Annotated in this window: 18 protein-coding genes and 1 pseudogene; 7 read left to right on the forward strand and 12 right to left on the reverse strand. The window is 65.7% G+C overall.

The features are described from left to right. Positions 1-20: 20 nt before the first annotated feature. From DN387_RS04145 to DN387_RS04175, 7 genes and pseudogenes are all read right to left on the reverse strand, one after another. Positions 21-1,097: an FAD-binding oxidoreductase gene (locus DN387_RS04145; protein WP_054914618.1), complete on the reverse strand. Its 1,077-nt coding sequence runs from the start codon at positions 1,095-1,097 to the stop codon at positions 21-23. Between the two features lie 39 nt (positions 1,098-1,136). Beyond that, positions 1,137-1,433 (reverse strand): hypothetical protein, encoded by a 297-nt coding sequence (locus DN387_RS04150; protein ID WP_043861384.1) that lies wholly within the window; start codon positions 1,431-1,433, stop codon positions 1,137-1,139. A gap of 174 nt (positions 1,434-1,607) precedes the next feature. Continuing rightward, positions 1,608-2,189: a hypothetical protein gene (locus DN387_RS04155; protein ID WP_054914617.1), complete on the reverse strand. Its 582-nt coding sequence runs from the start codon at positions 2,187-2,189 to the stop codon at positions 1,608-1,610. Positions 2,190-2,289: 100 nt separating this feature from the next. Then, complete coding sequence (locus DN387_RS04160) at positions 2,290-2,808, reverse strand: GrpB family protein (RefSeq protein WP_054914616.1); 519 nt, start codon at positions 2,806-2,808, stop codon at positions 2,290-2,292. Between the two features lie 19 nt (positions 2,809-2,827). Next, positions 2,828-3,451, reverse strand: coding sequence for an SMI1/KNR4 family protein (locus DN387_RS04165; protein WP_054914615.1), 624 nt, complete (start codon positions 3,449-3,451; stop codon positions 2,828-2,830). A 90-nt stretch (positions 3,452-3,541) separates the two neighbouring features. Then, a complete protein-coding gene (locus tag DN387_RS04170; RefSeq protein WP_260328920.1) occupies positions 3,542-3,940 on the reverse strand; it encodes a DUF4440 domain-containing protein in 399 nt (132 codons plus the stop codon). Further along, a pseudogene (locus DN387_RS04175) lies at positions 3,923-4,453 on the reverse strand (GNAT family N-acetyltransferase); the annotation flags it as partial. The gene DN387_RS04170 and the pseudogene DN387_RS04175, both read right to left, overlap by 18 nt. A 184-nt stretch (positions 4,454-4,637) precedes the next feature. On the opposite strand from DN387_RS04175, the gene DN387_RS04180 reads away from it, so the two are divergent. Next, a complete protein-coding gene (locus DN387_RS04180; protein ID WP_043861380.1) occupies positions 4,638-5,237 on the forward strand; it encodes a DMP19 family protein in 600 nt (199 codons plus the stop codon). A 35-nt stretch (positions 5,238-5,272) separates the two neighbouring features. On the opposite strand, the gene DN387_RS04185 is transcribed toward DN387_RS04180, so the two are convergent. The 3 genes from DN387_RS04185 to DN387_RS04195 form a co-directional block, all read right to left on the reverse strand. Beyond that, positions 5,273-5,794 (reverse strand): GNAT family N-acetyltransferase, encoded by a 522-nt coding sequence (locus DN387_RS04185; RefSeq protein WP_043861419.1) that lies wholly within the window; start codon positions 5,792-5,794, stop codon positions 5,273-5,275. A gap of 31 nt (positions 5,795-5,825) precedes the next feature. Further along, the gene (locus DN387_RS04190; RefSeq protein WP_080922866.1) at positions 5,826-7,004 is read right to left on the reverse strand and encodes a GGDEF domain-containing protein; all 1,179 of its coding nucleotides are present in this window, start codon (positions 7,002-7,004) and stop codon (positions 5,826-5,828) included. A 137-nt stretch (positions 7,005-7,141) separates the two neighbouring features. Continuing rightward, a complete protein-coding gene (locus DN387_RS04195; protein ID WP_043861378.1) occupies positions 7,142-7,543 on the reverse strand; it encodes a GFA family protein in 402 nt (133 codons plus the stop codon). Between the two features lie 106 nt (positions 7,544-7,649). On the opposite strand from DN387_RS04195, the gene DN387_RS04200 reads away from it, so the two are divergent. Further along, on the forward strand, positions 7,650-8,882 hold the full coding sequence (locus tag DN387_RS04200; RefSeq protein WP_078480332.1) for a M20/M25/M40 family metallo-hydrolase: 1,233 nt from the start codon (positions 7,650-7,652) through the stop codon (positions 8,880-8,882). A 41-nt stretch (positions 8,883-8,923) separates the two neighbouring features. On the opposite strand, the gene DN387_RS04205 is transcribed toward DN387_RS04200, so the two are convergent. Further along, positions 8,924-10,600, reverse strand: coding sequence for an MFS transporter (locus tag DN387_RS04205; RefSeq protein WP_054914613.1), 1,677 nt, complete (start codon positions 10,598-10,600; stop codon positions 8,924-8,926). Between the two features lie 221 nt (positions 10,601-10,821). Here DN387_RS04205 and DN387_RS04210 point away from each other — a divergent pair, with 221 nt between their 5' ends. Together DN387_RS04210 and DN387_RS04215 are read left to right on the forward strand one after the other, a co-directional pair. After that, a complete protein-coding gene (locus DN387_RS04210) occupies positions 10,822-11,118 on the forward strand; it encodes a DUF3144 domain-containing protein (protein WP_054914612.1) in 297 nt (98 codons plus the stop codon). A 50-nt stretch (positions 11,119-11,168) separates the two neighbouring features. After that, positions 11,169-11,600, forward strand: a complete 432-nt coding sequence (locus DN387_RS04215) for a hypothetical protein (RefSeq protein WP_043861374.1) — start codon at positions 11,169-11,171, stop codon at positions 11,598-11,600. A gap of 52 nt (positions 11,601-11,652) precedes the next feature. Here the strand turns inward: DN387_RS04215 and DN387_RS04220 are convergent, their stop codons facing one another. Next, positions 11,653-12,399, reverse strand: coding sequence for a hypothetical protein (locus tag DN387_RS04220; RefSeq protein ID WP_054914611.1), 747 nt, complete (start codon positions 12,397-12,399; stop codon positions 11,653-11,655). Positions 12,400-12,565: 166 nt separating this feature from the next. Here DN387_RS04220 and DN387_RS04225 point away from each other — a divergent pair, with 166 nt between their 5' ends. From DN387_RS04225 to DN387_RS04235, 3 genes are all read left to right on the forward strand, one after another. Beyond that, positions 12,566-13,075 (forward strand): sigma-70 family RNA polymerase sigma factor, encoded by a 510-nt coding sequence (locus tag DN387_RS04225; RefSeq protein ID WP_043861372.1) that lies wholly within the window; start codon positions 12,566-12,568, stop codon positions 13,073-13,075. Next, positions 13,072-14,037, forward strand: a complete 966-nt coding sequence (locus DN387_RS04230; RefSeq protein WP_054914610.1) for a DUF4880 domain-containing protein — start codon at positions 13,072-13,074, stop codon at positions 14,035-14,037. The genes DN387_RS04225 and DN387_RS04230 overlap by 4 nt, the downstream gene beginning before the upstream one ends. Before the next feature lie 110 nt (positions 14,038-14,147). Beyond that, on the forward strand, positions 14,148-16,553 hold the full coding sequence (locus DN387_RS04235) for a TonB-dependent siderophore receptor (RefSeq protein ID WP_054914609.1): 2,406 nt from the start codon (positions 14,148-14,150) through the stop codon (positions 16,551-16,553). Positions 16,554-16,611: the final 58 nt, after the last annotated feature.

Genomic DNA, 16,611 nt, shown 5'->3' on the forward strand with positions numbered 1-16,611 from the left:
GCTGACCTGGGCAGTGGGTATCAATCCAGCCTAGCAGTGAAGGCGTGGTGCAATGGGGCGCCGTCCTTGAAAAACCGCTCCGGGCGGCAAGGTGCCAGGGCCGGCGACGTCTTGCCCTGCATGATCTCCTCGCTGGCCAGTTGGCCGACCACAGCCGCCAGCACCACGCCGGGGTGCATGGTGCACACGTAGACCCCGGCAACCGAGGGCAGCGGGCCGATGATCGGAATGCCATCGGCAGGCATCGGCCTGAGCCCGATGCAGGCCTGCTGCGTCTGCAGAGCTGTGACGCCATCGAGCTCGTTCCGGATGACCTTGGCGGTGCGCAGCGCCAGGGCTGCGGGCTGGTTTTGCGGTGCGTCGTCCAGGTAATCCTCCGCTGCCAGCAGGGTACCGTCGTCAGCCTGGCGCACCTCCATGTCCGGGCTGGACAAAATGCTGCGCACCAGGCCCGAAGGTGCGGCGTAGCGGATGAATATCGCCGGCGAGGCCAAAATGGGCAGCGGCAGGCCGATAGCCTCGGTTAGCGCTGCAGTGCCGGTTCCCGCAGCCAGCACCACCATGTCCGTCTCGATGATGCCTGCCGCTGTCTGCACACCCGTGACCCTGGTGCCATGGGTTGCAAGGGCCACCACCTGCGTGTGAGTGAGTACCGTTGCGCCCTTCGCTCGGGCGCCGGCGAGCAGGGCATGGGTGGCCTTTACCGCGTCCAGCGCGCCTTCATCGGGCGCATGGCTGGCCTGTAGCGGCGGGTGGCGCAGGTTCGGCTCCAGCTCGCGGATGCGCTCGCGACTCACCAGGGTGGCAGAGGGGCTGGGCGCCTGCACACCGTAGGTCAGGGCGCCTGACCAGCGAATGGCCAGGCCCGGCAGCTCCGACTCCAGGCGTCGGTATTGCTCGATGGCGGCACCGCGCAGCGCCGCGATGGGGTCGGCGGCGCTGTGGGAGGTGTTGATCCAGGCGAACGAGCGTCCGGTCACCCCGCACGCCACATCGCCAGCATCCAGTACCGTCACCTGTGCGCCTTTGCCGGCCAGGTGATACGCCAGGGACGCACCGACGATACCTGCGCCAATTACCACGATTCGCTTGTTCAATCACACACTCCGTTCAAACAGGTTCGCCTTGCCGATGCGTTACTGGCCCTTGCACTGGGCCAGTACCACCTGGCAGGTCCTGGGCGTGCCACCGGAGCGGCTGGCGTAGCGCATGCAGTTGTCCATGGATTTCTTGCGGGCCTGGCCCAGGGTCGAGCCCCAGGCCAGGCCGCCTTCGCCAGCGCTGGGCACCGCCTTTGCGTAGCAGTTGGAACCCTGGGCGGCATAACGATTGGCGGCCGTCTTGCCGGCGCAGCCGCCGGTCAGCAGCAGGGCGAATGCAAGCAGGCAGGGCAGGCCCCATGACAAGCGGCCAGGCACTGTTTTTGCGTTCATCCCGGTTCCCCTGTGCAACGGTCAAGCGACGTGAAAAAGGGGGGTGTTCCAATGGAATACCCGTGGCAGGCGCGGCTGGCCATCGGGTGGTGGGCGGTGCGTTCCTGGCCGGGGAAATCCGGCCGGGAACGGCGCGCCAGAGCCGTTCGAGTCAGTCGACTCGGCGAGCATACCTCACGGGCGCGAGGTTTTCACGGTCAGCACTTCGGTGTACACCACGTCGACCGTCTGGCCGACCTTGAGGTTCTTCATGCGCGCCTGCAGTTCAGGGTCCTCGACCTTCACCACCTTCACCTTGCCCTGGGGCGGCAGCAGGGTCACTTCATGGGCGTCGAGGTCGATGGCGGTGATCTTGGAGGTGACGCGCACCTGGCGGAAAGCTTCGCCGCCCGGGTTGGGGTTGTCCTTGGTGGCGCGCACGGTGCCGGTCTCGTCGGTGACCTTCGGCGCGCCGCCCTCACTGGTGTTGAGCACATAGGCCACGGCACGGGTCACCGTGATGTCGACCTTGTCGCCCACCTTCAGGTTGTGCAGGTCCTTGGCCTGGTCGGTCAGCTGGATGGGCACCTGGCTGTTGTTCGGGCCTTCGATCGTGACCCGGAAGTTGCCCGGGTCCACGGCCAGCACCTGGGTGCTGATGTGGTCTTGCAGCGCTTCGCTGCCCAGCGGCAGTTCGGCGGCGTGGGCCGCAAAGCTGGCAGTGGTCATGAGTGAGGCGAGGGCAACGGCGTGGGCGAGGGAGCGAATCGATTTCATAAGCCTGCATTCCATGTAATGGCTGAATGAGCGGAACAACGCATGACGCAACGTGCGTGGATCACGCGCAAAGCATAGCCACTGATTGCGGATATGCCCGTTAGACGCCGCCCTGCGACGGCACCTGGCCACGCATCGCGGCCTCGATGAATGGCGCCTTGCCGGCCAGGTACTCGCCGATACCGTCACGATTGGTTGCTTCAAGCTCAAGCTTCAACGCCTGGTAGCGCTGGCGAAGGTCGTCATCGCTGCGCAGCAGGTCGCGAAAGCGCAGCATCCAGGCAATCTGTGGATGGCCCTGGGCACACACGTGCACCTTGTGGGTACGGATACCGTCGACATCGCGACGGTAGAAGTGGTGGCCCGGCGACAGGTCGGAGCCACGCACGTACCCCAGAGCCTGCATGTGGGCGTGGCGTGCTGCGGTTTCCCGATGCGCCTGGACCACCACCAGCACGTCGATCTCCGGCTTGGCGGCAAGGCCGGGTACGCCCGTGCTGCCCACATGATGGATGTCGATCAGTTCACTGCCAAAACCCTGGGCGATGCCTGCCCTGGCGGCCAGGTAGCGCTCGGGCCATTGGTTGTCGTAGGGGCGGATCTGACTGGTCAGCTTCATTGCGGTGTTTCCCTGGGAGTCATATTGGCCAGTCGCTTACCCGCGCGTTCCAGCGCTCACGGTGGCGTTCGCGCCAGCCGCGGCTGCCGGAATCGAGCCAGGCGAGGGTGGCCTGCACACTGTCCTGGCTGATGATGAAGCTGTCGATATGGTTGACGATGGTCTCTTCGGCCACATGCAGCAGGGCCAGGTAGTCGTTGAAGCTTTCGGCCAGCACCACGTATTCGTCGCCTTGCTGGCGGCGGCCGGTCCAGGCGGGCAGGGCGGCGACCATCGCGGCCACCTGCTGGCGCCCCTCGCGCAGGTCCAGCAGCAACAGGCTGGCGCCGCCGTCACGCCCGATCGGCAGCAGGCCGTGGGCAGGGTAGCCGGGGCGCTGGCGTGCGCGTTCCAGCTCGTAGGGGTTCGACTCCCATTCGCCGTCCAGGTCCAGCCCGTACAGCGAGAAGCTCATCAACTCGCGTTCGCCGCTGGCCAGGGTGACCGCCACGTCGTACTCGAGGTAGGCGCCGTTGCAGGTCGTGAGAAATTCACGGTAGTCAGCCGGCAGGGGCGCGCCAAGGCTGGCCTCCAGCTGTGCAAGCGCAGCGTCGCTGGCGCCTTGCCGGGTGTCTTCGAGCATCAGCCCGCGGTAATCGGTCATCGAGGTGGCTCGCTGTACAGGGGCGGCAGATGATGCCGCGCATGGGCGCCGCAGGCAAACGGCGCGGGTGGGGCCGCACCGTTTGCAGCATTACGCGGCCGGGGTGCCTTGATGAAAGGTCATCTGCCAATGGCCATCGAGCCTGCGCCATACCGAGCTGCGCAGCGACGCGGTGTCGCTGTGGCAGGTATAGGTCACCAGCGCAACGTCCGGCGCCAGGGGGCGTACCTGAAAATCGCTGATCGTGCGCACCCTGAATGCCTGGACGGGCAGGCTGGAGAGCACATCCGCCTTGTGCCAGGCCTTGCCGCTGGCGCCAATCTCCATGAAGTCATCGGCCAGCAGCGTCGACAGCAAGGCCGTGTTGCTGCGTACGTCCTGCTGCAGCAGGCGTTGCTCCAGGTAGTGCAGGGTGGCTTCCAGCTCGCCAGCGGGTTGCGTTGCGGGGCTGGCGTCGCCGCGGCGCTTGCGCCATTCATCCTGCGTCAGCTCCCAGGTTTCCTGGGGCATCGGCCCACTGACGAAATTGCCGGGCTGCACGTGCAGCAGGTGCATGCCCTCGCGCAGCGATATGCGCCGTGACGCCAGGTTGCTCACGGCCTTGGGCACCTGCAGGGTCGGGCGATTCAAGGTGTCGAACCAGAAGCGGTTGATCACCTCGCACACCTCGCGCATGTAGCCCTTGCCTTGCCACTGCGGCGCCAGCCAGAAACCGCGGTGGTTACCGGGGGTATCGTGCAGCGACACGCTGCCGATGCACTGCAGCGGGTTCTGCACCAGGCGGATCATCCAGTGCCATTCCTCGCCACGCGCCATGGCGGGCAGCGCCAGGTCGCGCACATACGTCAGTGCGCCGTCGTCCGGGTACGGCCAAGGCACGCGGCTGTCGAGATAACGCACCACCTCCCACTGCGGGAACAGTTGCTGGATCGCCGCAGCGTCGCTCAATTGCAGGGGCGTGAGCTGCAGGCGCGCGGTGGTGAAGGTAGGGATGCGGTTCATCTTGGCCTCGAAGCGGTAATGCATGGGGTGGGCGAGGGTGGGCAAGGTGTCGGTACCGAGGGTAAACCAAACCCATGCGCCAAGGCGATTGGATCGCGCAGGCCGGCACGCTGTAGCATGTGCGCCACGTTGGGCGCGACGCGCAAGGGGCGCGCCCTCACCACGCAATGACCATGGGGTGCGCATGAGCGACAACCAACCCTGCCGCGCCTGCGGCAACGTGATCCTGGCAAGCACCGCAGCGCGCACCGGCGGGTTGTGCATGCCCTGCAAGGGCGGCTACCGGGAGAACATCGAGAACGGCAAGCGCTACGCCCAGGAGCGCAAGCAGTACCTGGCCAGCCCGCAGGCGCTGTACTGGTCTGGGCTGGTCGATCGGGTGTTCCGCACGCCCCAGGGCTTTGCCGGGCTGGCACTGGCCGAGCAGCACTATTACGCGGTCAACGTGCTGCAGGGCGAGGTGTACAACGGCGGTTTCGACCAGTACTTCGGCAACTCCTCGGGCGATCACTATGCCAGCGCGTGCGCGGGGCTGCGTGAACTCGGCGCGTTGCAGACCCTCACGCTGCTGGAGGAGGCCAAGGGCCTGTTGTTCGGCGCCCAGGCAGTGCCTGCCGAGCAGGGCGAGCGTCAGTTGCGTATGCCCACCTATGCCGATGAGCCCGACCTGGCCTGCGAGGCCGCGCTGGATGCACTGGATACTCGCTTCTACCTCGACCCCGACCAGCTGGAGGAGCGCCTGGTGGCGTATGCGCGGCAACAGCAGCTGTTTGCCGCCGATTAGGTTTCGGGATCCTGTTCTGCCAGGGGCGCGCGGTGTCAGTCGTTGCGGGCCTGCACGGTATCCAGTACCAGCTCCATGCCCTGGGACATCAGCGCGCTGCCCGCGCGCAGCGGTTCGGGTGGCCCAATCGGCTTGAAGCCCAGCGCGGTGTACAGGTGCATGGCAGGGCTGTCCTGAATCGTGACCCCCAGCCGTACCCGCTGCATGTCGTGGCGGCGGGCCCAGTCCAGCGCTGCCTGCAGCAGTGCCCGTCCGGCGCCGCGCCCGCGGCAGGCCGGGTCGACCCACATCTGGAATATCTCGGCAACGCCGGGCCCTGCACCGGCCAGCTTGCACCACACCAGCCCACAGGGCGCTTCGCCCTCCAGCGCAACAAACGCACGGCCCTGGCCGGAGCTTGCCGCCGCCTGCAAGCGCGCCGACCAGTCTTCATCGGTGCGCGTGGCCTCCGAGCCGTAGGTGCTGCCGAACGCATCCGGCGAGTCCTGCAGTGACTGCAGGCGCAGGTCGCGGTACAGCGGCCAGTGCGAGGGTTCGAGTGCTGTTGTGGCGATCATGCTGCTGTTCACCTTATCCATTGGTACTGCCTCAAGGCGTGTGCAGGGGTTCGCCAGCGGCTGCGGTGCGGTCCACCACGCGAATACTGTCACGTCCACCGCGCTTGGAGGCGTAGAGCGCGCTGTCGCTTTGTTCGATCAGGGCCGTGAGGCTGCCCGGCGGCTGGTCGAACAGGTTGGCGCCGATGCTCAGGGTCACTGGCGCAGGCGTGGGGAACAGCTGCGCGGCGGCCTGCCGGAACTGCTCGCGCAAGGCACCGCCCAGCGCCAGGATACGTTCGGTGGGGGCGTTGTTGAGCAGAATCACGAACTCATCGCCACCCAGTCGCGCCGCCAGGGCGCCGGTGGGCAGCACCGCGCGGATCATCTCGCTCAGGTCGACCAGCAGGCGGTCACCGGCGCTATGCCCGAACAGGTCGTTGACCAGCTTGAAGTTGTCGATATCGATCAGCAGCAACGCTCCGGGCCGCGTGGCAGACACGTCTTCGAGCAGGCGCGGCGCACGGACTTCCAGGGCGCGGCGGTTGTACAGGGCCGTCAGCGGGTCACGGGCGGCCAGGCGGGCGATGCGTTTTTCTCGCCGGTAGCGCTCGGTGCCGGTCATCGACAGCGCAATCAGCATGATTGCCATGGCGCCTTCCACCAGCGAGATCTGGATGATCTGGCCGCGGAACGCCGCCAGGTCGATCAGCGTGCCGGGCACCACCGCCGTGATCGCCTTGGCCACGTAGAACAGGCCGTGCATCAGCAGCACGTAGCGCAGTTGCACCGCCCCCACGCTCAGCGACTTGCCATGCGGGCGCAGCAGTGCGCTGGCCTTGAGCGCCAGCAGTGCCACCAGCAGCGAGTTGACCAGCAGCATCAGCTTGGACCATTGCGGCTCCTCGGGTACCACCAGCAGCGCGAGCCATACCACGAAGACCAGGTACCAGCCCCGCGACAGCTGCGTTTGCGTGAAACGCCCGACACCCAGCAGGAAGAGCCAGTGCGCCGTCACCAGCAGGCCATTGGCGAACCAGATACCGATCAGCAGCAGGCCGCTGCTGCGCAGCAGCGCAAGGGTACAGCCCACGGTGATGGTGGCGAACCCGGCACTCCAGAACAGCAGCGAGGGTTCACGCACGCTGCGCCACTCGATCGCCAGGTACAGCGCGGCGGCCGCGGCGAGGGCGATCGTGATGGTGAGCATCGTGGGTGGGTCTAGCGCCATGGCGAGCGGGCCTGCATGAAGTGCACGGAAAGCGGCGATTGTAAGCGTTTGAATCGGTTTTTCGCAGTGCTTGCGCGAAGCGTTTCAGCCGGCTGTCGCAAACCTGGGCCAGCCTGTCGCGGGCAGTGCAAAAGACCCTATCGACCCTGTGGCCAATGGTCCTCGATTACGTACCACGGCGCCTTCGAAGCCACCTCCACATGGCGCTGCCTGTCGAACGTCAGGGGTGAGTCCAGGGTGCCCAGCGCAATCGAGATCCAGTCGGCATGGTCCCCCTGTGAGCGCGACCAGAACAGCGATGAACCGCAGTCGCCACAGAACTGGCGCGCCACCGACTCGGACGATGCGTACGACTTGAGCCGCTCGCCTCCCTGCAGCAGTTGCAGGTCGTCGCGCCTGACGCTGGCGTAGCTGGCGAACGCCGCCCCGTGGCCCTTGCGGCACTGGCTGCAATGGCAGTGCGAAACCGCCTTGAGGGGCGCGCTGAGCTGATAACGGATGGCGCCGCACAGGCAGCTGCCCTGGTACTGGTGTGTCATGGAGGGTCCAACCCGGTTGCTCGCAATACAGGGCCGACAGTCTAAGCTGATCCCTTGCCCGTCATGCAACACACCCTTTTGCCACCCTGCACCGAGGCCCCGCCCTATGCCGTTGTTTCGCCCTCCCTACGCCAGCGCCCTGGCGCTCTGCCTGTCCTTCGCCTGTACCGGCGCCATCGCTTCCCCCGCCCAGGACCTGCTGGAAAAAGCCAAGGCCGAGCAGTCGAGCTACCTGGATACCCTCAAAACCCTGGTATCGGTGGACACCGGTACCGGCACCCAGCAAGGCCTCACCGACATCGGCGCATTGCTGGTCAAGCGCCTGGAGGCCCTGGGCGCCACGGTGCAGACCAGCGCCGCCACGCCCTCGGTGGGCAACAACATCGTCGGCACCTTCAAGGGCAGCGGCAGCAAGCGCTTCATGCTGATGGTGCATTACGACACCGTGTTCGGCCCCGGCACCGCCGCCAGGCGCCCGTTTCGCATCGAGGGCGAGCGTGCCTATGGCCCCGGGGTGGCCGACGCGAAGGGCGGGGTGGCGATGATCCTGCATGCGATCAAGCTGCTGCAGGATGTGCGCTTCAACGACTACGCCACCCTGACCGTGCTGTTCAACCCCGATGAAGAAATGGGCTCGCTCGGCTCCCGGCAGATCATTGCCGAGCTTGCGCGCAAGCATGACTACGTCTTCTCCTACGAGCCCCCGAACAAGGACGCGGTGACGGTGGCCACCAACGGCATCAACCAGCTGCTGCTGGAAGTGCGCGGTCGCTCGGCACACGCCGGCTCCGCCCCTGAAGACGGGCGCAACGCCTTGACCGAGCTGGCGCACCAGGTGGTGCAGCTCAAGGACCTGGGCGACCCGGCCAAAGGCACCACGGTCAACTGGACCCTGGCCAAGGCCGGCGAGAAAGCCAACATCATCCCGGCGCTGGCCACCGCCGAAGCCGACATGCGCTATGCCGACCTGTCCGAAAGCGACCGCGTGCTGGCCGACGCGCAACGTATCAGCCAGGCCCGGCTCATCGCCGACACGCAGGTCACGCTGACCCTGCGCAAGGGGCGCCCGCCGCTGGCCAGAAATGAAGGCTCCGCCGCCCTGGCCAGCACTGCCCAGCAGTTGTATGGCCAGATCGATCGCAGCCTGGAACCCATCGCCATGCGTTTTGGCACCGACGCCGGCTATGCCTATGTGCCCGGCAGCGCCACGCCGGCGGTGCTCGAAACCATGGGCGTGGTCGGGGCCGGGTTGCACGCCGACGATGAATACATCGAACTGTCCAGCATCGCGCCGCGCCTGTACCTGACGGTGGCGATGATCCGGCACCTCTCGCAGTAGGCTGCACCGCGCCCTCCCGGCACCCGGGAGGGCGGGCGGCTTCAGCTGTGGTTGATGTCGCGGTCCTTGGTCTCGGGCAGGAAGAAGGTACCCAGGATGGCGGTCATCACCGCGATCACGATCGGGTACCACAGCCCGTAGTAGATATCCCCCGTGGCCGCGACCATGGCGAACGCCACCGTGGGCAGGAAGCCGCCGAACCAGCCGTTGCCGATATGGTAGGGCAGCGACATCGAGGTGTAGCGGATACGCGCCGGGAAAAGCTCCACCAGCCACGCGGCTATCGGCCCGTAGACCATGGTCACGTAGATCACCAGGATGGTCAGCAGCAACAGCACCATGGGGTAGTTGGTCTTGTTCGGGTCGGCCTTTTCCGGGTAGCCGGCGTCCTTCAGGGCCGCGCCCAGGGTGGCGGCGAAGGCATCGTTCTGCGTCTTGAAGTCGGCGGCCGGCAGGCGGCTGCCGTCGAAGCTGGGCACCACCGTGCTGCCGATGCGCACCTGCGCCACGCTGCCGGGCTCGGCCTTTTCGTTCACGTAGGGGATCGCGCGCTTGGCCAGCACGCTCTTGGCCACGTCGCACGAACTGGTGAAGCGCGCCTTGCCCACCGGGTCGAACTGGAACGAACACTGCGCCGGGTCGGCGACCACCGTCACCGGGTTGCGTGCCTGGGCACTGAACACGTCGGGGTTGCCGTACTGGGTCAGCGCATGAAAGATCGGGAAGTAGGTCAGCGCCGCCAGGATGCAGCCGGCCATGATGATGCCCTTGCGCCCGATGCGGTCGGACAGGCTGCCGAAGATGACGAAGAACGGCGTGCCGATCAGCAGCGAACCGGCAATCAGCAGGTTGGCGGTCTGCGGGTCGATCTTGAGCGTCTGCAACAGAAAGAACAGCGCATAGAACTGCCCGGTGTACCACACCACCGCCTGGCCGGCGGTACCGCCGAGCAGCGACATGATCACCACCTTGAGGTTGTCCCAGCGGGCGAACGACTCGGTCAGCGGCGCCCTGGATGCCTTGCCTTCGGCCTTCATCCGGTTGAATACCGGCGACTCGCTCAGTTGCAGGCGGATGTACACCGACACGATCAGCAGCAGGATCGACAGCAGGAATGGTATGCGCCAGCCCCACGCCTCGAACGCCTCGGTGCCCAGCACGGTACGGCACGCCAGGATCACCAGCAGCGACAGAAACAGCCCCAGCGTGGCGGTGGTCTGGATCCACGAGGTGAAGAAGCCGCGCTTGCCGGGCGGTGCGTGCTCGGCCACGTAGGTGGCGGCGCCGCCGTATTCACCGCCCAGCGCCAGGCCTTGCAGCAGGCGCAGGGTGATCAGGATCACCGGGGCCGCCACGCCGATGCTCGAGTAGCTGGGCAACAGGCCCACCACCGCGGTGGACACGCCCATGATCACGATGGTGATGAGGAAGGTGTGCTTGCGCCCGATCATGTCGCCCAGGCGGCCGAACACGATGGCGCCGAACGGCCTTACCGCAAACCCGGCGGCGAAGGCGAGCAGGGCGAAGATGAAGGCAGTGGTTTCGTTGACCCCGGCAAAGAAGTGCTTGGCGATGATCGCCGCCAGGGAGCCATACAGATAGAAGTCGTACCACTCGAACACGGTGCCCAGGGACGAGGCAAAGATGACCTTGCGTTCCTCTTTGGTGATCCCGCGCCTGGGCGCACTGCCTGTGGAAGTGCTGTCGATTGTCGCCATGAGTTTTCTCCGGATTGTTGTTGTAGGCCGGAACACCCACTGCCACTTCACCCAAGCCCTGGGGCTGATGTCATCGGACTACGCAATGCGCACAGACACCTCGCAGCGCTGCCCGCTCGTTTGAAGCATAATCAGCTTCGCGCAGATATCCACTCGCCGACGGTTGGCCGGACGGCAGGAGGGGGCTGCAATAACCAGACGTGATGAGAAAGGGACACGCAATGCCGCAAAATGCTGACGACTCGTTCTACGACCGCGCCGACGCCCATATAGAGCTGTCCAACGAGCAGCTCGGGCAGGTCCAGGACCTGGGCAAGGTGAGTGCCTCGATGATGTTCGGCACCACCCGGTTCAATGCCTGGGTGAGTGCGCGCAACTTCAAGTCGGGGGAAGAAATGGCGCAGGCACGCGAGGCGATGCTCAAGTACTTCTGCGACCAGTACCGGATGATGCTCGAAGACAACCTGGACGACCATATCAACAACTTTGCGACGTACATGCAGGGTTCGGCCAAGTAACGCGTTGCCCGCTTCGCCGGCAACGCCGGCTCCGACAAGGAAGAACCGTTATGGCAGGTGAATACAATCTGGCGCTGGTGATTGCCGCGGCGCTCAGCGCGCTGGCGGCCGTGCTGCACGTGGGTACGATCATCGCGGGGCCGTCCTGGTATCGCCTGTTCGGGGCGGGTGAGCGCTTCATCCGGGCGGCGGAGGCGGGCCGGACCTTTCCGGCGGTGGTCACGGCAGCGATTGCGCTGGTGCTGCTGAGCTGGGCGGCCTTTGCATTGTCGGGGGCGGGCGTGATCGCGCCGCTGCCGTTGCTGCTGCCGGCGTTGTGCGCGATCACGCTGGTGTACCTGCTGCGCGGTATCGCCGGACCCTTCGTGCTGGCCAATACCGGGCGCAGCCAGCGCTTCATCGTGGTGAGCTCGCTGGTGTGCCTGGGGTTCGGGGTGGTGCACCTGGTGGGGCTGGTGCAGGTCTGGGGCCGCCTGGGCTGATCCGCGAATGGCCGGGCGGGGGCGCCGGGCCGGTGCCGCCACCCGGTCGGCCTCAGGCCTGTGCAGCCACACTGGCCATGAACAACCCCAGTTTTTTCTGGAAGTCGGCCACCTGCTGGTTGCCGGTGTCCTCGTTGCAGCGCAGCTCCCATTTCAGGCGTGATGCCTGGCGCTGCACCGCATCGCACTCGGTATCCAGTTGCACCAGCCGGTTCAACTGTTCGCCGCGTTGCCCGGCCTGCTGGCTCAGCTCCACGAACCGCCAGGATTTGCCCGGCTGGATGTGGGTCTTGCGATAGCTGACCTGCAACGTGGGGCGTTCATCGTGCAGGTTGAGGTTGAGGTAGAACTTGATCTGCTTTTTCAGCACGCTCTGCAGGTTGAGATCGTCCACCACCTCGCGACGGCCGCTCAGGTAGTCCTCGATGAACGGCAGGTTGTCGCGGTTCTGCTCACTGAAGGTCGCCGGTTCGATCAGTGCCGGGGTCAGGTTGACGGCAATCTTCTCGAATTCCAGAAAGTAGGTGTGGATGTCGTCGAGCAGCGCCTTGCGCTCGTCGTGAAGCCGCTGCAGGTGCTGTTCGCTGTCGTGCAGTGCCTGGGCCAGCGCCGGCGATGTCTTGTCCGGGCTGTGCTTGCCCTGCAACGAGCGGAAGGCATAGCGGGCGAGGAAGTCGGACAGTGCCTCTTCCCCTCGGGCCGCCAGTGCCACTGCCTGGGCCTGCAGGTCGGCGGCCGCGCCCTCGAGGTCGCAATTGCGGAGCTTGGTCAACAAGGTGGTGAGTGTCGCTTGATCCATATGCAGCCCTCCCTTTGGCTGCCTCGCACAGTACTGCACCTGAGCGCCGGCCTGCCAGTGTCGGTGAAGCAGGTTGTTTCGGCGGCAATCATAAAAATCCACCGCAAGCTAATGAGAAGTATTACCATGCACGCCTCCCGTCAGCCTGCGTCCCGGAACCCTGCCGATGCATCCACTTTCCAGCACCCACCATGCGGTGGGCGAACTCTACGTTCAACACCACAGCTGGTTGACGCAGATGCTGCGCCGCAAGCTGGGCAACCGGGAGCAGGCGCTGGACCTGGCGCAGGACACCTTCGTGCGCATCCTGCGCAGCGAGGCACCGCCGGTGTACCGCGAGCCGCGCGCCTACCTCACCACCGTGGCCAGCCGCCTGTGCATCCAGTACTTTCGGCGCCATGCGCTGGAGAAGGCCTACATGGAGTCGCTGGCGCATCTTGAACCGGCGCTGGTGCCGTCCCCGGAAACTCGCCTGCTGGTGCTCGAGGCGCTGGATGCGGTGGGCCAGGTGCTCGATGGGCTGGGCAGCAAGGTGCGCGAGATCTTCCTGCTGTCACAGCTTGACGGTCTGACCTACGCGCAGATCGCCGAACACCAGGGGCTGACGGTTAACGTGGTGCAAAAGGCCATGCTCAAGGCCTACCGCCACTGCTATGCGGCGGTCTACGGCGCATGAGCCGCTTCGCCCGGATCGACAACCAGCCGCTGGACCCCGGCGTGGTAGAGCAGGCCATGCTGTGGATGGTCACCCTGCAGTCGGGTGTCAGCAGCCTGGCCGAGCAGCAGGCCTGCCAGCACTGGCGCAATGAAAACCCCCAGCATGAACTGGCCTGGCAGCGTCTTGCCGGGCTCACCCATGACCTGCGCCAGGGCACCAGGACGTTACCGGCCGCCGGCGCGCGCGGATTGCTGCAGGCACGTGGCACTGCGTCGCGGCGCAATGTGCTCAAGGGCTTCGCCGGGCTGGGGGTGGTACTGGCGGCTGGCCTTAGCGTGCGTGAGCGGGTGCTGCTGCCGGAACTGTTCAGTGACTACCGCACCACCACCGGCGAGCGTCATCACGTGGCGTTGTCTGGCGAGGTGGAGCTGACCCTGGATACCCGCACCGGCGTGGATGCTCACGCAGACGTGCTGGCGCTCAACCTGGGGCGGATCATGCTCACCCTGGGGCAAGGTGCTTCGCTGGCGGTGCGCACCGCCAATGGCTGGGTACGCCCCGAGCCCGCCTCGCGGCTGGTGGTCAGCCAGGGCCTGCCCGGGGTGTCGGGTACCCAGGTGCAGGTGCTGGCAGGCAGTGCCTCGATCGCCTGGGCCGGCAGCACCCGCATGACCTTGAGCGCCGGCCAGCAGGTGGCGTTCGGGCAGCAGGTCGGCAGTGTCGAACCCCTCGACGCGGGCGCCCAGGCCTGGGTTGACGGCCTGCTGATTGCCGAGCGCATGCCACTGGGCCGGGTGTTGGCCCAGCTCGACCGCTACAGGCGCGGCGTACTGCGCTGCGATCCGGCGGTGGCGGCCTTGCAGGTGTCGGGTTCGTTCTCCCTCGATCGGCCCGATGCCAGCCTCGACCTGCTGGCCAGTGTGTTGCCGATACGGGTACAGCGTGTGTTCGGCTACTGGGCAAACGTGGTCGTGGCCTGAGAACGATTATTTTTAACAGCGGCGGCAGTTTTTTCCATCTCATGCATCAAGACCAGGGAAGACGCTGAAAAACAGCGCATCGCCAACACCCTCAACCCATGGAATTGTTTATGCACAGCCGCCTCACTCCGCTTGCCGGTGCCTTGCGCACGGCCATCCTCGGGCTTTCCCTCGTGTGCGCCAGCCAGGGCGTACTGGCCGGCGCCGATGCCCACGCCACCCACGCCTTCCATATCGACGCCGGCAACCTCGATCGCGTGCTCGGCGCATTCGGCCAGCAGGCCGGGGTGATGATCGCGGTCGACTCGGCCCTGACCCAAGGCATCCACAGCAGCGGCCTGGACGGCAGCTACGCCATCGCCGAGGGCCTGGAGCGGCTGCTCGCACCCAAGGGCCTGCAGGCGATGTCCGAAGGCGAGGGCTACCGGGTAATGCCAAGGCTGGCCACCGGCAGTGCGCAGCTGGAGCTGCAGGCCACCGAAGTCAGCGCCAACCAGCTGGGCACCATCACCGAAGGCACCGGCTCCTACACGCCGGGCACCATCGCCACCGCCACGCGCATGGTGCTGACCCCGCGGGAAACCCCGCAGTCGATCTCGGTGGTCACGCGCCAGGCCATGGACGATTTCGGCCTGAACGCCATCGACGATGTGATGCGCCACACCCCCGGCATCACCGTGTCGACCTACGACAGTGAACGTACCAACTACTATTCGCGCGGCTTCTCCATCGTCAACTTCCAGTACGACGGCATCCCGACCCTGCGTGACGCGCAGTACTCGGCCGGGCAGACCCTTACCGACATGGCGATCTATGACCGGGTCGAGGTGCTCAAGGGCGCCACCGGTCTGCTCACCGGCGCGGGCGGCCCCGGTGGCACGATCAACCTGATCCGCAAGAAGCCGACGGCCGACTTCAGGGGGCATGTGGACCTGGGCGCCGGCTCCTGGGACAACTACCGCTCGGAGATCGACCTCAGCGGCCCGCTGACCGACAGTGGCAACGTGCGGAGCCGGGCGGTGGCCGCCTATCAGGACAAGCACTCGTTCATGGACCATTACGAGCGCAAGACCAGCGTGTACTACGGCATCCTGGAAGTGGACCTGGACGAAGACACCCTGCTGACCCTGGGCGCCGACTACCAGGACAGCGACCCCAGGGGCTCGGGCTGGTCGGGCAGCCGTCCGGTGTACGACTCCCAGGGCAACCCCATCAGCCTGCCGCGTTCGTTCAACAATGGCGCCAAGTGGAGCAGTTGGGAGCAGTACTCGCGCACGCTGTTCGCCACCCTGGAGCATCGCCTGGCCAATGACTGGGTCATCAAGGGTCAGTACAACCACCAGATCAATGGTTATGACGCGCCACTGGGCTCGGTGTCGCCCGACACCCCGACCGTGTCGTCGATCTATTCGCGCAAGTACACCGGCGAAACCACCAGCGACAGCGGCGACCTCTACGCCACCGGGCCGTTCAGCCTGTTCGGGCGCGAACACCAACTGGTGGTGGGTGGCTCGGTGTCCAGCTCGCACTGGAAGGGCGACAACTACAACAACGTCACCTACTTCGACAACGAATACGATCTGGAGAGCTGGCACGGCCAGGCCATCGAGCCGGACTGGGGCTCGGTGACAAAGCGCAACGACGAAACCACCCGGCAAAGTGGCGGCTACCTGACTGCGCGCTTCAGTGTCACCGATGACCTTTCGCTGCTGCTGGGCAGCCGCCTGGCAAACTTTCAGGTCACCGGCACCAGCGACAGCCAGGAGAGCGGACGGCTGGTGCCCTATGCCGGGGTGGTGTACGACCTCAACAGCAACTTCTCTGCGTATGCCAGCTACACCGATATCTTCCTGCCGCAGACGGCCTACCGTGACAGCCGCAACAGGATGCTCGAGCCCAACGAGGGCCAGAACTACGAGGTGGGCATCAAGGGTGAGTTCTACGACGGTCGCCTGAACACCAGCCTGGCCTACTTCGAAGTGCACGAAGATAACCGCCCGCAGGCCGACACGTTCTACAACGCCAGGCCAACCAACCCCGACATCGACTACGCCTACATGGGCATCAAGTCCAGAACCAAGGGCTACGAGGCAGAGGTGTCCGGGGAACTGGCGCCCGGCTGGCAGGTGCAGGCCGGCTACACGCACAAGGTCAGCCGCGACCAGGGCGGGGCCAAGGTAGCTACCTGGGAGCCCGAAGATCAGCTCAACCTCTACACCACCTACAAACTTGGCGGGCGCCTCGACAAGCTCACCGTGGGCGGTGGGGCACGCTGGCAGGGCAAGGGCTGGCAGGTCCTCAACAACTACGCCAAGGGCACCAATGACACCTTCACCCAGACCCCATACTGGCTGGTCGACCTGATGGCGCGCTACCAGTTCACCGAGCACCTGTCGGCGTCGGTCAATGTCTACAACCTGTTCGACAAGTACTACTACACCAACATCGGCTTCTATAACTCCTCGTACTACGGTGACCCGCGCAACGTGATGTTCAGCACTCGTTGGGACTTCTGACGTCCAGGCCCGCTCCCGTGTGGGGGCGGGTTCGACCTGCGATGGGTGCACCCGAAAA

It is taken from the genome of Pseudomonas sp. FBF18 (assembly GCF_024261405.1).
In the GTDB taxonomy this organism is placed as follows: Bacteria; Pseudomonadota; Gammaproteobacteria; order Pseudomonadales; family Pseudomonadaceae; genus Aquipseudomonas; species Aquipseudomonas palmensis.

Excerpts from the sequence above, each read along its gene's own strand:
- DN387_RS04215 (WP_043861374.1), top strand. The coding sequence starts at position 11,169 with ATGGCAGGTGAATACAATCTGGCGCTGGTGATTGCCGCGGCGCTCAGC.
- DN387_RS04235 (WP_054914609.1), top strand. The coding sequence starts at position 14,148 with ATGCACAGCCGCCTCACTCCGCTTGCCGGTGCCTTGCGCACGGCCATC.
- DN387_RS04185 (WP_043861419.1), bottom strand. The coding sequence starts at position 5,794 with ATGATCGCCACAACAGCACTCGAACCCTCGCACTGGCCGCTGTACCGC.
- DN387_RS04190 (WP_080922866.1), bottom strand. The coding sequence starts at position 7,004 with ATGGCGCTAGACCCACCCACGATGCTCACCATCACGATCGCCCTCGCC.
- DN387_RS04210 (WP_054914612.1), top strand. The coding sequence starts at position 10,822 with ATGCCGCAAAATGCTGACGACTCGTTCTACGACCGCGCCGACGCCCAT.
- DN387_RS04205 (WP_054914613.1), bottom strand. The coding sequence starts at position 10,600 with ATGGCGACAATCGACAGCACTTCCACAGGCAGTGCGCCCAGGCGCGGG.
- DN387_RS04180 (WP_043861380.1), top strand. The coding sequence starts at position 4,638 with ATGAGCGACAACCAACCCTGCCGCGCCTGCGGCAACGTGATCCTGGCA.
- DN387_RS04165 (WP_054914615.1), bottom strand. The coding sequence starts at position 3,451 with ATGACCGATTACCGCGGGCTGATGCTCGAAGACACCCGGCAAGGCGCC.
- DN387_RS04225 (WP_043861372.1), top strand. The coding sequence starts at position 12,566 with ATGCATCCACTTTCCAGCACCCACCATGCGGTGGGCGAACTCTACGTT.
- DN387_RS04230 (WP_054914610.1), top strand. The coding sequence starts at position 13,072 with ATGAGCCGCTTCGCCCGGATCGACAACCAGCCGCTGGACCCCGGCGTG.
- DN387_RS04150 (WP_043861384.1), bottom strand. The coding sequence starts at position 1,433 with ATGAACGCAAAAACAGTGCCTGGCCGCTTGTCATGGGGCCTGCCCTGC.
- DN387_RS04160 (WP_054914616.1), bottom strand. The coding sequence starts at position 2,808 with ATGAAGCTGACCAGTCAGATCCGCCCCTACGACAACCAATGGCCCGAG.
- DN387_RS04195 (WP_043861378.1), bottom strand. The coding sequence starts at position 7,543 with ATGACACACCAGTACCAGGGCAGCTGCCTGTGCGGCGCCATCCGTTAT.
- DN387_RS04220 (WP_054914611.1), bottom strand. The coding sequence starts at position 12,399 with ATGGATCAAGCGACACTCACCACCTTGTTGACCAAGCTCCGCAATTGC.
- DN387_RS04155 (WP_054914617.1), bottom strand. The coding sequence starts at position 2,189 with ATGAAATCGATTCGCTCCCTCGCCCACGCCGTTGCCCTCGCCTCACTC.
- DN387_RS04200 (WP_078480332.1), top strand. The coding sequence starts at position 7,650 with ATGCCGTTGTTTCGCCCTCCCTACGCCAGCGCCCTGGCGCTCTGCCTG.